Below are 14,519 nucleotides of genomic sequence, written 5' to 3' on the forward strand. Positions count from 1 at the left end.
AAAAGTGAACGATTTCCTGATTAGGGAAATAAACCTGCTAAAAGTATGGTTTATCGCAGTAAGTTTGCCACCGAGTAATTAAGTTTTTACTAATGTTTTGAGCTAGCCCAATTCTCTGCGTAATAGGTGTATAAAACTGGGCCAGTTGGCATGCCAATTCCAAATTTAATCTATACTGTGAGGATTCATTAATAACAAAAACATCAATAACAATTCATGAACTCATGACGCTATCCATCATTCCAATGATTTTTGCTTCCTCACCTTTTTATTAAAGGATTCGGATTATGAAAAAGTTCACAAGAAAGCTGCTGGTTACTGCGTGTGTATTACCATCATTAATGTTCGGTTCTAATGCGCTAGCTTGCAGCGGCGATGGAAACCAACTCCTTGGCAGTATGTGTGCATTCGCCGGTAATTTTGCTCCGCGCGGATACACCTTAGCCCATGGTCAGATTTTGTCGATCGCACAAAATACAGCGCTGTTCTCTATTTTGGGTACGACCTATGGCGGTGACGGACGCTCAACGTTTGGTTTACCTGATACTCGAGGTCGTGCACTCATCGGATGGGGAAATGGTCCAGGATTGACTAACTATCCACTTGGCTCCCGAGGAGGTACTGAGTCAGTCATCCTTTCCGAGGCTCAAATGCCATCTCACTCTCATACAGCATCGACGTTGATGTCTGGTGATATAGATATTGACGGTGTGATCGATCTTCACGCATTTAGTGGCAAGTCAAACACAAAAAGCCCAGCTGGCAATGCACTTGCCGGAGCAAAATACGCGACTGAGACTCCGGATGTCGCGATGAGCCCGGATTCTATTTCTTTTAGTTTTGTCGCTGAGAATAACCTGACGGCTTCGACAACAGTATCGAGTGCTGGTGGGAGTCAGTCTCACGAAAATCGCATGCCATATATCGCAATAACCTGGGTCATTGCGCTTCAGGGCATTTATCCATCGAGAAATTAAAGACATGCTAAACGTCACCCTGATACGACTTGCTCTGCTTACCCTAAGCTTGGCTTATCCGTCGTTTTGCGTTGCAGAAAAGCAAGATAAGGAATTGGCACAAGCGTATCAGGCACTCGCCAATGGAGACTATACAGAGTCGTTTGAAATTTTTACTCGCCTAGTAAAAGAAAACTCCGCTGAGGCACATTTTGTCTCAGCCTTGTTTTATAAGCATGGGTGGGGAAAGGTAGAGCAAGATCCTGATAAAGCTTGCGAGTTATTTTTGTATGCTGCTGAAAAAGGAATCCCTGTCGCTCAGCAAGAATATGGCTATTGCGCAATGAATAACGCCTCAGACAGTGCAAATGAACGGCCTGACGATTGGTTTAAGCTGGCGTATGAAAATGGTGTCTATGAAGCAGCCTGTGATATCGGACGTTTATATCTGGGCACTAGCTGGCAAGAGCAAAATTTGCCACAAGCAATAGAATGGTGTCTGCGTGCAGCGGAGAGAAGTGCAGTCAAAGCTCAGGTAACACTGGGTGATATTTACATCTCCTATTCGGAAGTATTCAATTTAGAGCGAGTAGAATTTTGGTATACGCAGGCAATAAATAACGGCTCTGGGGAGGCTGCTTATAAACTTGGAACTCTCTATCTTAGAGTTGTCGGTCAAAAAGGTGGCGATGACCACGCCAATAATAAAGCCCTTTATTTGATGGAACTCGCCTCATCTCGTCACATCGAAAAAGCGTATGAACCGACTGCGAAGATGTATTGGAAGAAGTTGCAAAATAGCTCCCATGATAGCTCTAAACTGTTGGCTAAAAGCTATGTATGGGCAAAAGCGGCACACCAAGTTAATCCAACGACTGACACGGCCCGTTTCTTGGGTGAAATTGAAAAGGAGTTACCAAGACAATGGAAGGAGGAGTTAGATTTTCAAGTTGAACAGTTTAATGAAAATGTTCCGCAATTTAAGTAGAAACGGCGAAGAGCCGGCGACGTTATGTCACCGACTATTTAGCCAATCGAACCATCACGATCTTTATGGCTGAGAATGATCTAAATGCGCTCTCAGTACCTCAATCACCATGTTGTGGTCTTCTTCTGACGGTAATCCAGATACAGTGATCACACCAACAAGTCCACTTCCTTTGATACGAATAGGAAAGGCACCTCCATGGGCACAGTATTCTCTCGCATCGATATGAGGCTGACTGTCAAAGTCACGTTGCTTAGATGCATTGTAATGACCAAGATAATGAGAGCTGTGACCAAAGCGCAGAACAGATTGACGTTTGCGCTTTGCCCAGTCTTGCTTGTCTTTGGTGCTGCCTTCCATTGCGTAACTAAACAGCACTTGTTCGAACGCGTACACTTCGATAAAAACGGTAGCAGATCGTCCCTCCGCTGTCGATTTCAATGCGCAGCCGAGTTCCCATGCAGTGCCATGATTAAAATGATTTAACTGTAATTCCGCTTCTTGCTCTAGTAGCTCTGATAAAATGCCTTTACTCATTTCCTTGTTCTCACACATTCTTAATTGGTAATTTTTGACCCAAACGGCTGCTTTCCATCGCTAGTTCAATCAGCTTGATGTTCCATAGAGCATCTTCAGCACTCACTGGTGGAGCCGTTTTATTACGAATTGCGTCCGCCATTTGTAAGAAGTAGTGCTGATAGCCACCTTGCTCGGTGACCACGGCTTCACTGTTATCGGCATTATAAAAGTAGCCATAATTATCAGGAGATTCATCTGCCCAGTCAGGGCTGGTTGGCTCAACACCTTCTATCAGACGTGGTTCCTGAGGGTCTAAGCCTAGCTTTTCGTAGCTACCTTCAGTCCCTTTCAGGGTAAAACGCTTATTTGGTCCGGCACTAAAGAGATCACCATGGACAATAGCTAAGTGATTAGGGTAGTGCATGACAACATCAAAATAATCAACATTTGTCGAGCCTTCACGCATCATCTTACATTCTGCGCTGATGGCATCAGGAAGTCCGAAAAGCTCAAGTGCCTGATCAATTAAATGCGAGCCTAAATCAAACAAAATGCCACCGCCGTCTGTAGCCTGTTCACGCCAGCGTTGACGCACTTCAGGTCGGAAGCGGTCAAAGTGTGACTCAAAATGTCGGAGCTCACCAATGCGTTTTTCTTCAATTAATTTCCTAACGGTTAAGAAGTCACCATCCCAACGACGGTTATGATAAACACTTAGAATGAGGCCTTTTTCTTTTGCAAGCGTAATAAGTGCTTCACCATCCGACACATTGGTCACGAATGGCTTTTCAATGATCACGTGTTTGCCATTTTCAAGAGCTTGCTTAGCGAGATCGAAGTGCACATCGTTTGGGGCGGTAATGATGACCAGTTCTGCATCCGAACTTGAGAGTAAATCTGACGCCGAAGCATAATGCTGTGCGGTAGGCCAGTCTTTGGCTACCGCCTCGCCATTACGGGTACTGATGGCAACGAGATCGAATTCAGCTAACGCGCTCACAAATGGAATATGGAAAGTTTTGGCTGAAAATCCGTAGCCGATAACCGCAGTTTTGATTGGTAATGAAGTCATAAATTCAAACTCTCAATTGGTGGATTACATGACGTCCGAGCCGTTATTTCGGAATTACATCACTCGGATGATCTATCTACCTTTGGCTACAACATCACATGTACACTACGCGCTAATGCTTATATTCACGTATCAATGCGTATGTAAAACGCGTATGTAAAACACAAATACTGCACGTATGCTTACGCACTTTCAAGCGTTAAAAGCGATGTTCTGCGTATCAATCGCATGGAATCACGTATAAATGTAAGTGATTTTACGTGTATTCAAGTGTTTAACTTCGCGTGAATACGTTACACTCATACAAAACTAAGCAAAGTGTGATTGTAAATGACGCAAGAAGAACGTTTGATAGAGATAGAAGCTCATATAAAAAGCACAGGTAAAGTCACGATAGACGAGATTTGCCTTAAGTATGACATTTCTTACGATTCAGCCCGAAGAGATCTGGTTAAACTCGCTGACCATCCGGGAATATTGCGCATCAGAGGCGGCGCAATTCTGGATGATAAAAAGGTGACGATTTCCTTTAATCAGAGATCGAAATCCAACCCGATTAAACAAAATCTGGCTGCATTTGGAGCATCACTTATCAAAGAGCATGACATCGTATTTTTAGACGCTGGCACCACTTGTGCCGCGCTGGCGTATCATCTCAATGAGCCTTGCAGTGTGATAACAAATTCACTTGAGGCGCTTAGTGAACTTCAGGATAAGGCTGGTATCAAAAAGTGTGTGCTTGGTGGAACGTTTGATGACTTTTCTCACGCCATACTCGGCGATATGACCATTCAACAGATCAGAAAATATCAGGCAAACAAAGCGTTTATTGGTGTGAGTGCTTTATCTGAATCGGGAATCACAACTGACTTAGAGACGGATGCCAACCTAAAGCTGGCGATGGCAGATCAATCTACTCAGGTTATCTGTATTGCGGAAGACAGTAAGTTCAATACCCAACTGATGTTCCAATCCTGTTTGTGGTCAGATATCGACTTTGTCGTGACTAATCGTCGACCTCCCGAGAATATTGCGAAGAAAATGCAAGACCACGATGTCGAACTTATAGTGCTGGATATAGAATCAGAATCTCAATCCGTTACTCTCTAGTTTAAAAAACAATCAGTTAGAGCAGCTTAAGGCAATCAGTGAGCCTCGTCAGGCACGTCGCAATTCACGACTTTTTCTGCGTGTATTGGCTAACTGCGTGCCATATCTGGCTCACCACAGTGGGTGAGGATCTCTGATCGGGCTTTATCGCGAAGTTCAAGCGCTGCGTTCCAGTCATTACCATTGGGGAAGACTGGTTCACCAATGCTTACACTGATGTCGCCTCTACGTGGGAAAAGAGAGTTACCTCTGAGTTTAGAGCGCGTACCACGTAAGGTAATCGGGATGACTGGCACTTGTGAGCTTGCGGCAGCAATAAAGGCGCCCATATGAAACGGATGAAGGCCAGACATTCGATATAATGTCCCTTCAGGAAATACGACCATTGGCTGACAGTCTTCAGCTTCAAACGCTAGCCTTTTGGCATCCACCACGCTTTTTTCCACATCAAACCGTTCAACAAACTCCGTGCCGAGTTTGCTTAAGAAAATTCTGGTAAATGGATTATTGAGTAACTCACTTTTTGCCACAAAACGGCAAGGCAATCCTGAAACGGCAACAATCACCAGCCCATCTAGATAACTGCAATGATTCGCGACAAAAATACAGGGGGCATTTCCTGCTGGTAAGTGTTCCTTTCCTTCGATGGTGCACTTTGTGCCAGTAAGTCCCATGAGCGCTTTGGCACCAAACTGGGCTATTTTCCAGCACATGGCCTTATTGGGTAAGACGGCAACAAGTAACCAGACGATAGGAGCAAGTATTCCCAACACTAACCACGAATAGGCCGCGTACCCGATGTCTAAAAGGATTCGCATGTATTTACGCAGTTGCGGCATGATGCCAGCTAAGGCGAGATTCAGGGTTTGTAACCACAAAGCCCGATGTTGTTTCGCAAAGGATCCACGCTCATGCAGATCTTTACACGCACTGCGACGAATTTTCCCACTGGACGTTTTTGGTATGGAGTGAGGCGGGCCGATAATGACATCATCGACGGGATTGCCAAGTAGTTTTAGAGAGAGTTTGTTAATTTTACGTTTTAGCTGTTTTACTTTGTCTTTACTGGTTTCTCGGCTTTCCGCCAACACGATCAGTTTCTCCGTACCGGAGTGCGCGTCGTGGCTACCAAACGCGGCCACACAACCTTTGCGAATACCATCAATACTCCCTACCGCTTGTTCCAGCTCATGAGGATAGATATTACGCCCAGCTTTGATAATGATATCTTTGCTACGTCCGGTGATAAAAAGCTCGCCGCCTAATGTAAACGCGCGGTCCCCTGTTACCAGCCAACCATCATGATACAGCGCTTTGGTTTTTTCTGGGTTTCGATAGTAACCCTGGGTGGCGGACGGGCCCTGAAACTCAAGTGCGCCTTCTTCTCCATCGGGTAATTCTTTGCCCAGATCATCAACGATACGAATTTGATGCTCGGGAAGTGGGTAGCCTAAGCCAATAAACGGAATGGTATCTTCATCTTCCTGTTGGGCGAGTACAGCACGACCAAACTGGCTTAACGATGCTCTTTGGAAATACTCAATACGCGGTTCGCGGACGGTCACTGGGAATGTCAGCCCGACCGACGATTCCGCTAGCCCATAAACGGGCGACATGGTTTCTGGCTTAAATCCATACTTGGCGTATTTTTCAGAGAAGTTTTGGATCGATTGTGGACTCACGGGCTCTGCGCCGTTCCAGGAAAGCCGCCAACTGCTTAAATCGAGCCCTTCGAGATCGCTTTCCTTCACTCGAGAAACACAAAGCTCATAGGCGAAGTTTGGTGCGGGAGAAAGGGTGCCTCGATGATGATGAATCGCCCATAGCCATCGCTGAGGTTTAGTTAAGAAGAGCAATGGCGACATGATCACCAGAGGGATCGCATGATACAAGCTACCAAGCCATGCTCCGATGAGTCCCATATCGTGGTAGACGGGTAGCCAACTCACAAACACATCGTCCGACTTGGCGTTAATGACTTTACCCATCGCGCGGATATTAGCGAGTAAGTTCGCATGGGTAAGGGTCACGCCCTTAGGTACACCCGTACTTCCGGATGTGTATTGCAAAAAAGCAATATCGTCGGTTTTAGCTTCACCCATATCGGGGAAGCTGGTGTCTTTTTGCAAATCACTCGCGGTAACGACGGCATCAACAGACGGTACTTGTAATTTAAGTAAGTGGGCGACAGGTTTTGCTTCTGGCACCGTAATCAATAGCTTTGCCTGAGCATTGTTGAGAATACTGGCGTGACGATTCAAATGATCTTCGACATGTTCAATTCGGGCTGGTGGATAAATGGGAACAGGCACCGCTCTGGCATAAAGTATCGCAAAAAAGCTGAAGAAGTAGTCAGTACAGGTTGGCAACATGATTGCGACGCAGTCCCCAGCTTCAATTCCTGCATCAATTAGCCCAGCGGAGATTTTGAGTGCTTGTTGTTTTAGTTGTTTATAGCTGACTTCTACCACTTCATCAGCGTTTTGATAAACGTAAAGATGGGGGCGTTTCGGGTGATGTTCCACATGCCAGTCGAGTAGCGCTTGTAGCGTTTTGACCTCAGTTGGTAACTGATGGACTGAGTCGAGTTTGATCGCTTTCGCCGACTCATCTAAGTAGGCTGTTTTATTTGATGATCCTGCCGTTAAAATCTCGCCGATAATATCTTCTGGTGTCGATATGCTGGACAATGCGTGATCCGGAAGTGACACGTCGAAACGACTTTCTATGCGTGTGATTAGCTCAGCACGCGTTAGGCTATCCAAACAAAGGTCATGGTCGAGGTCACTTTTTAAGTGAATAGAAACGGACGAGAGACCTTCGGGGTCTAGTTCAAGTTTTAGGTCCCGAACGATCTCTAACACAGTTTGCGCGATGTTTTCAGAGTCTCTACTTGTAGTGTCATTTTGGTCAGACATGCTGAAGCTTCCTGATCGAAGAAGAGTGCTGCTCGTTTTACTCTGTTATAAACGTTTTCCGTGCTTAAAGCTTAGACCACTCATCAGATGAGGTTACATATTCTGATAATTCGGGCCGCCTCCGCCTTCTGGCGTTTTCCAGGCAATATTTTGGAATGGATCCTTAATATCGCAGGTTTTACAGTGAACACAGTTTGACGAGTTGATCTGAAATGTGGTTTTTCCATCGACTTCAATCACTTCGTAAACCCCAGCGGGACAGTATCGCTGACTTGGTTCATCAAACATCCCAAGATTCACATCTATCGGAATGTGTGGGAATGTTAGAACGAGATGACATGGTTGATTTTCTTCGTGTTGCGTCCCCGACAAAAAAACGGAAGAGGGCTTATCAAAACTGATTTTTCCGTCCGGTTTAGGGTAGTGAATACGATGACATTCACTGGTTGGCTTGAGTTGTTCGTGATCATGCGAATTATCTCTAACTTTCCATGGCAATGGCTTGTTAAACAGTGGTCGCCAAACATTATGCTCAAAGGTAGAAAGCGCACCTCCGAGCAGACTGCCAAACTTGTGAATATTTGCTCCGAAGTTGCGTGTCTCGACAAGCTCATCATACAACCATGACCCTTCAAATAGCGTTTGGTAATCAGGCTCAACTGAAGCCTTTTGTATCGCTTTGTCGATTGCTTCTGCTGCCAACAAGCCAGATTTCATCGCCGTATGACTGCCTTTGATCTTAGCGACGTTCAATGTGCCAGCATCACAGCCAATCAAAAGTCCGCCGGGAAATTGTTGTTTAGGAAGCGAAGAAAAGCCGCCTTTCGCCAGTGCTCTGGCTCCGTAGGCAACACGCTGAGCATCTTTGAGGTGCTTTTTAATCGCTGGATGGTGTTTAAAGCGCTGGAACTCATCAAATGGACTTAAGTAGGTATTGTCGTAGTTAAGGTCGATGATAAGCCCGACAGCAATTTGATTGTCTTCCATTTGGTAAACAAATCCGCCACCGGTCGTTTTCGTTTCACTCAACGGCCAGCCAACGGAGTGAATAACTTTCCCTGCTCGTTCCGCATCGCCATCAGGTAATTGCCAAATTTCCTTTATACCCAACGCGTAATGCTGTGGCTGTTTTCCTGAGTCCAAGCCAAACCGACTGATGAGCTCTTTACCTAAATGTCCACGGCAGCCTTCGGAGAATACTGTGTATTTTGCTTTTAATTCGATGCCCGCTTCAAAGTTAGCTTTTTGGTTCCCGTTTTTATCCAGTCCCATATCACCAGTCGTAATGCCTGTAACAGCACCGGATTGGTCGTAATTGATGCTCGCTGCTGCAAAACCCGGAAAAATCTCAACCCCAAGCTCTTCAGCCTGTTTTGCCAACCAACGGCAAAGGTTTCCGAGGCTAATAATGTAGTTGCTTTCATCGTTGTGCATCGGCTTGGGAGTAAGAGCATTAGGTACTTTGACATGGTTAAGTGATGTCGTTAGATAGAGAAAATCATCACTTGTCACGGACGTGGACAGTGGCGCTTCCATAGTTTGCCAATCAGGAAAAAGTTCATCCAGAGCACGAGTTTCAAATACGGCCCCTGAGAGAATATGGGCTCCGACTTCGGATCCTTTTTCTACCACACAAATAGATAGCGGATTGTCTTGGCGCTGCTGATTCATCTGAGCCAAACGACAAGCGGTACTTAAACCAGCAGGACCGGCACCTACGATCACGACGTCAAACTCCATAATTTCTCGTTCCATATCTCTCTGTCCTTTGATCAAGCTGAACTATGTTATTGTCATATAAAGAACTATAGCTCAGTTAACGTAAACGTGATTGAACGTGTTTGCTTATGTCAGAACGAACGTGACAGGAAAGACCGCGGGCGGGTTAGTTAGGTGTTTATCAAAAGCAAAAACAAAAAAGGCTTCCATCAAGGAAGCCTTTGAGATCATATCAAAGCTAGTTTCCACTTGGCCTTTGCAAATGCTCCGCAAGTACTTTGGTAAACCTTGCCGCTTCACCACCAGTACATGCACGGTGGTCAAAAGTGATGGATAACGGCATAACTTTAACCGCGACCGCTTTTCCGTCTCTTATCACTACGCGCTCAATGATACGGCCTGCGCCGACAATCGCGACTTGTGGCGGAGAAACGACTGGCGTAGCAAAAATACCGCCGATTGCGCCAAAGTTAGACAAAGTAATCGTGGCGTGTTGTAAATCTTCACGATTGATCTTTCTTTCCCGAATGCCTTCTACAGTTTGGTCGAGCCAGCGACGGACGTCTTTTGACTCATACTCATCGGCATGGCGAAGAACGGGTACGTACAGGCCATGCCGACTATCCACAGCAACGCCGAGGTTTACAGTGGTATGAACACAGCGCGTCATGGTTTCTTCGTCGAACCAAGCGTTTAGGGCTGGCTCTTCCTGGCAAGCATGAACGATAGCCTGAACAAGACGAATACTGATGTCTTCACCTGAAGCCCAGTTTTCTAACAAGGCTTCTTCGGTGATAGTAACGGCTGCAACATTTTTGTGTGACTCTGCCATAGCAGAGACCATGGTTCGGCGCGCGCCTTTCAGCACCTCGGTGCCCGGACGTTGCTTGCCAGCTTCATCGTAGATATCAGAATCGATTATCAAGCCGTTTGGACCACTGCCAGAAACCGCGTTTAAATCCACACCGAGTTTCTTGGCTAATAATCGAGCAGAAGGCAGGGCGGTGATCAAATTGTTATTAGATGTACCGTCGCTACTGCCTACCCAAAAGTCATCGACATTCACGTTTTGAGTTTGGTGCGACACATTACCGACCACAGTAGCTGCGTCTGCAGTTTGCCTCTTCTCAGCGGAGACATGATGCTCAGCGCCGCTCTCATCGATTTCGAGAAGTAAGGCACCAATGTTGACGATATCGCCTTCTTCTCCATGGCGACTGACCACTCTGCCGGAATAAGGCGCCGGGACATCGACCGTTGCTTTGGCTGTTTCGACAGTAAGGATCACCTGATCAACTTCGACCATGTCACCCACATTCACGTGCCATTTTACAATTTCTGACTCAGCGAGGCCCTCGCCGAGATCGGGTAAGTTAAACGTCTTCATTTCCAATCCTCCACGAGTTCACGCGCTGCGTTCACAATATCTTCTTCCTGAACCATAAAATAATCTTCGTTACGATAGTAAGGCATGATGGTATCCATTCCGGTAACCCGTTTCGGTGGCGCTTTTAATAAGCACATGGCGTGTTCGGCGGTGCGAGCTAAAAGCTCCGAACCAACACCACAAGTTTTACTTGCTTCGTGAACCACGAGCAGGCGACCGGTTTTCTCCAATGAGCGGAAGATGGTAGTAGTATCAATTGGTTTGATGCTGGCTAAATCCAGTACTTCGACTTCGATACCCTGTTTCGACAATGTTTGAGCTGCTTGCAATGACTCAACTACACAAGCGCCCCACGTGACTAAGGTGATGTCTCGACCTTTGCGTAACGTAAAACAAGTGTCCAGAGGTAATGCTTCACCATTATCAACCACTTCCGATTTTACGGTGCGGTAGATTCTTTTTGGTTCAAAGAACATGACCGGATCATTACTGCGGATGGCAGCAAGTAATAATCCGTAGGCGCGCTGAGGTGATGATGGGACGATGACTTTCAGCCCAGGTGTGTGGGCAAACAATGCTTCCACACTTTCTGAGTGATGCTCGGGCGCATGAATACCACCACCAAATGGGGCACGGAATACGGCTGGGCAGGTGAGTCGACCGCGAGTTCGGTTTCTCATTCGAGCGGCATGGCACATTAAATGTTCCATCGCCGGGAAGACAAATCCCTGGAATTGAAACTCTGCGACCGGGCGCAACCCTTGTGTAGCCATCCCGACTGCAACACCACCAATCAAGGCTTCGGCTAATGGCGTATCAATCACACGCTTCAAACCGAATTTCTGTTTGAGGTTTACCGTAGCTCGGAATACGCCGCCGTTTTCGCCGACGTCTTCTCCTAGCACGACCACGTTTGGATCATGTTCCATTTCATGATGCAGCGCGAGGTTTACTGCTTCAACTAAAGTTAATTCAGCCATGTTTGCCTCCCTGCATGCGCATTGCTTTATTGATGAGTTCATCTCTTTGAGTATGAAGTTCTTGAGGAAGAGACTCATAAAGGTAATCAAACCCTGATTCAGGCGCTTGACTAGGCATATTCAGGTAACGTTTCACTGCTAATTCAACTTGTTGTTTGCACTCTTCGAGCCATTGTTTATCTTGTTCTTCGCTCCAGGCATCTTGGTTGATCAAGAAAGCTTTGAGTCGACGAACGGGCTCAAATTGCCATGCAGTCTGAACATCATCTTCGTTACGATAGCGGGTAGCATCGTCGGCGGTTGTATGGTCGCTGAGGCGATAGCTCACTGCTTCTATAAGTGTTGCACCTTTACCTTTGCGGGCCCTTTCTAGCGCGGTCATAGTGGCGTCGAAGACTGCGACTACGTCATTACCATCGACGGTAATGCCCGGAATACCAGCCCCTTTTGCTTTTTCAGATAAAAACTCAGCGGCACATTGAAGGCTGCGAGGTACGGAAATCGCCCATTGGTTATTGTTAACAACAAACACGAGAGGAATGTTCCAAGCACCAGCACAGTTAATTGACTCAAGGAAATCGCCTTTGGAAGTACCACCGTCACCACACATGACAAGCGCTGCCTCATGGTTGCCCTGAATTTTCAGAGCTGAAGCGACTCCAACGGCGTGGGTACACTGTGTGGCAATTGGGACACAAAATGGCAGGTCACGACTTGGTATCGGGCTACCTTCTGGTGCGAAATCGCTACCGCGTTCATCACCGCCCCAGTATTGCAGGTTCTTTTCCATACCAATACCACGGCACCACATAGCAGGCATGTCGCGATAGTAAGGTACGAAGACATCATCGGCTTTTAGTGCACGACCGACAGCGATCCCAATAGCTTCAGAGCCAAGATGCGAAGGGTAGGTCCCTAATTTCCCTGTGCGTTGCAAAGCAACAGCTTTATTATCATAGGTACGCGTTAATACCATATCACGGTAAAAACCGACCAATGTTTCTACGTCAGCCCAGTTGGGTAGTTGGCCGACTAGGTTCCCATGATGGTCGATAAACCGATGCATGGGTAATGCCTGAACGTTCATCTCAAGCTCCTTTTGACGCTGCGGGTCTTTTGGACTGCAGCTGTTCATTATCAAACCAAAGTTTGTATGGGTACTCAAACTTTGGCATCAGCGTAAAAGGTTATGCCTCAGGCTGCGTTTGTTTATGACCGTTATAATCCTTTCAGTCATTTATTGATTAACAATGTCGTGTTTGGGTAAAACACAAGGCATTGTTAATACTGATACGTAACGCCTAACCCTTTTAGTCATACCAATCCGAGTAATTGTCTAATCACTGGGTTTGGTAATTCATCTTGGTATAACCAGACACCATAAGTGTAAACAAATTGTTAAAAAATGCTTTATTTTAACAATTATTCAACAGTAAAGTTTTGCTTACACCCCTGATATGCAGAGTAATATGCTGGTTTTTTCGTTCTGTAACGTCGAAACCTGAATCTAATCACTAGTTATTGGGAACTATTTGCAACAAAATTAGGCTGTAAAATTTAACAAACTGGGCCATTATTATTGAATCTCGACGGTTAAGATGATGGGAAAAAGATAATTTCTTCCCTATAGAATGGAATCAAGGTAGTGTTGCGGCACATTGAAGCCGTTTCTATTCCAACCACTTGCGTAAGTAAGTGAGACGATTACTAAGACAGCATTACCTAAACTTAAGGTAGAGTGCATCATGGAGAAGTTATGTATCGCGCCCACGTTTATTTTCCATTGCGACAGCAAGATAAAGCTCAAGCGTTAAATGAGATCATTCGCCAGGAACGTCAGGATGTTCTCAGAGTTTGTCCTTTAGTCGGTCGATTACAAGGCCCACATAAAATGCCGATGTTCGAGATACACCTAGAAACGCTGAGCGAAGAATTTATCGCTTGGTTAGATGTGATTCGGGGTGATTTCTCTGTACTGATCCGTCCGGTGAGTGAGCGAGAGCTGCTCGATTACACGGAGCATGCTATTTGGCTTGGTCGAGAGTTAGGTGTATTCGAAGAAAAATTGAATCAATAGTGACAAAGCAAACTGTTGTTCATTGATGAGTAAATAATAATAGGAAGTGCAGTTTACGTTCCAACGCCAAAGGCAGTGAAATCGACAAAATGAAAAGGGGAAGGGTATGCTGACAATACTCCTGGTCGCACTTGCACTGTATATTTTTTGGTTATTGTTTCGTAATGGCCCTGCATTTGACGAGCCAGTTCCTGCCAGAGAGCGAAGTTGGGTTGGCCCGACAGACAACGACGAAGAGTGGCAAGGTTACCGTAACGAAGTATTCCAACCATTCAGCTCCCAAACCTCCTTTTACGCTATCGCCTATTTCGCTAACTTCGTTGCAGCGGCTAACGCGATTTCCTGGTCCACCGTTTATGAGGGGGAATACCCCTTCATCATCAGCCGATTTGGCAGCTACTTTGCTATTAATACCTATGACTCGTTACTGGTGGCTGGGTTTGTGGCGCTGGCCGTCTTTGTGATTAACTGGCAACTTGCGATGCATTGCGCAGGTATTCTCAGCCAATACCTAGTTCGTATTCTGATCATCAATCGAGCCCGCTTTGTGGCGGTAAGTTTGGTGTTCTGTAGCTACTTTGCTTATCTGCTCACCGTGGGCATTTTTTGGCTTTTCCATGATAGCTATTCCATTTGGCATGGGTTAAAGCTGACTCCGGTCTTCTTATTGTTGGCTTTCATTGTCGTTGTCGCTCTGCCATCTGCGAAAAAAGATCCTGAACAAAAACAATAACACGCTGTACAGTAGCAATTCATTCAGTGTTGAGTTAGCATTGCCGACCTTTTTTAGTCA

At 45.9% G+C, this 14,519-nt stretch carries 12 protein-coding genes; 5 read left to right on the top strand and 7 right to left on the bottom strand.

The genetic code is table 11. The features are described 5' to 3' along the window. Positions 1 to 287 precede the first annotated feature (287 nt). Together VER99_RS22120 and VER99_RS22125 are read left to right on the top strand one after the other, a co-directional pair. The gene (locus VER99_RS22120; protein WP_020334973.1) at positions 288 to 977 is read left to right on the top strand and encodes a phage tail protein; all 690 of its coding nucleotides are present in this window, start codon (positions 288 to 290) and stop codon (positions 975 to 977) included. Positions 978 to 981: 4 nt separating this feature from the next. Next, on the top strand, positions 982 to 1,944 hold the full coding sequence (locus VER99_RS22125) for a tetratricopeptide repeat protein (RefSeq protein WP_020334972.1): 963 nt from the start codon (positions 982 to 984) through the stop codon (positions 1,942 to 1,944). Between the two features lie 63 nt (positions 1,945 to 2,007). On the opposite strand, the gene VER99_RS22130 is transcribed toward VER99_RS22125, so the two are convergent. Both VER99_RS22130 and VER99_RS22135 read right to left on the bottom strand, forming a co-directional pair. Then, the gene (locus VER99_RS22130; protein WP_024372984.1) at positions 2,008 to 2,481 is read right to left on the bottom strand and encodes a heme-degrading domain-containing protein; all 474 of its coding nucleotides are present in this window, start codon (positions 2,479 to 2,481) and stop codon (positions 2,008 to 2,010) included. Between the two features lie 10 nt (positions 2,482 to 2,491). Next, positions 2,492 to 3,535 (bottom strand): oxidoreductase, encoded by a 1,044-nt coding sequence (locus VER99_RS22135; protein WP_020334970.1) that lies wholly within the window; start codon positions 3,533 to 3,535, stop codon positions 2,492 to 2,494. A 330-nt stretch (positions 3,536 to 3,865) separates the two neighbouring features. On the opposite strand from VER99_RS22135, the gene VER99_RS22140 reads away from it, so the two are divergent. Next, a complete protein-coding gene (locus tag VER99_RS22140; RefSeq protein WP_020334969.1) occupies positions 3,866 to 4,645 on the top strand; it encodes a DeoR/GlpR family DNA-binding transcription regulator in 780 nt (259 codons plus the stop codon). Between the two features lie 89 nt (positions 4,646 to 4,734). On the opposite strand, the gene VER99_RS22145 is transcribed toward VER99_RS22140, so the two are convergent. From VER99_RS22145 to pdhA, 5 genes are all read right to left on the bottom strand, one after another. Beyond that, positions 4,735 to 7,563 (bottom strand): AMP-binding protein, encoded by a 2,829-nt coding sequence (locus VER99_RS22145; protein ID WP_020334968.1) that lies wholly within the window; start codon positions 7,561 to 7,563, stop codon positions 4,735 to 4,737. A 93-nt stretch (positions 7,564 to 7,656) separates the two neighbouring features. Further along, positions 7,657 to 9,318, bottom strand: a complete 1,662-nt coding sequence (locus VER99_RS22150; protein ID WP_020334967.1) for an electron transfer flavoprotein-ubiquinone oxidoreductase — start codon at positions 9,316 to 9,318, stop codon at positions 7,657 to 7,659. A gap of 202 nt (positions 9,319 to 9,520) precedes the next feature. Then, positions 9,521 to 10,669, bottom strand: coding sequence for a dihydrolipoamide acetyltransferase family protein (locus VER99_RS22155; protein WP_020334966.1), 1,149 nt, complete (start codon positions 10,667 to 10,669; stop codon positions 9,521 to 9,523). After that, the gene (locus VER99_RS22160; protein ID WP_014234327.1) at positions 10,666 to 11,649 is read right to left on the bottom strand and encodes an alpha-ketoacid dehydrogenase subunit beta; all 984 of its coding nucleotides are present in this window, start codon (positions 11,647 to 11,649) and stop codon (positions 10,666 to 10,668) included. Before VER99_RS22160 ends, VER99_RS22155 begins: the two co-directional genes overlap by 4 nt. After that, the gene (pdhA, locus tag VER99_RS22165) at positions 11,642 to 12,736 is read right to left on the bottom strand and encodes a pyruvate dehydrogenase (acetyl-transferring) E1 component subunit alpha (protein WP_020334965.1); all 1,095 of its coding nucleotides are present in this window, start codon (positions 12,734 to 12,736) and stop codon (positions 11,642 to 11,644) included. The genes VER99_RS22160 and pdhA overlap by 8 nt, the downstream gene beginning before the upstream one ends. A 669-nt stretch (positions 12,737 to 13,405) precedes the next feature. Here pdhA and VER99_RS22170 point away from each other — a divergent pair. Next, positions 13,406 to 13,726, top strand: coding sequence for a DOPA 4,5-dioxygenase family protein (locus tag VER99_RS22170; protein WP_014234325.1), 321 nt, complete (start codon positions 13,406 to 13,408; stop codon positions 13,724 to 13,726). A 106-nt stretch (positions 13,727 to 13,832) separates the two neighbouring features. Then, positions 13,833 to 14,459 (top strand): hypothetical protein, encoded by a 627-nt coding sequence (locus tag VER99_RS22175; RefSeq protein ID WP_020334964.1) that lies wholly within the window; start codon positions 13,833 to 13,835, stop codon positions 14,457 to 14,459. Positions 14,460 to 14,519: the final 60 nt, after the last annotated feature.

The sequence above is a fragment of the Vibrio natriegens NBRC 15636 = ATCC 14048 = DSM 759 genome (assembly GCF_035621455.1).
GTDB lineage: Bacteria > Pseudomonadota > Gammaproteobacteria > Enterobacterales > Vibrionaceae > Vibrio > Vibrio natriegens.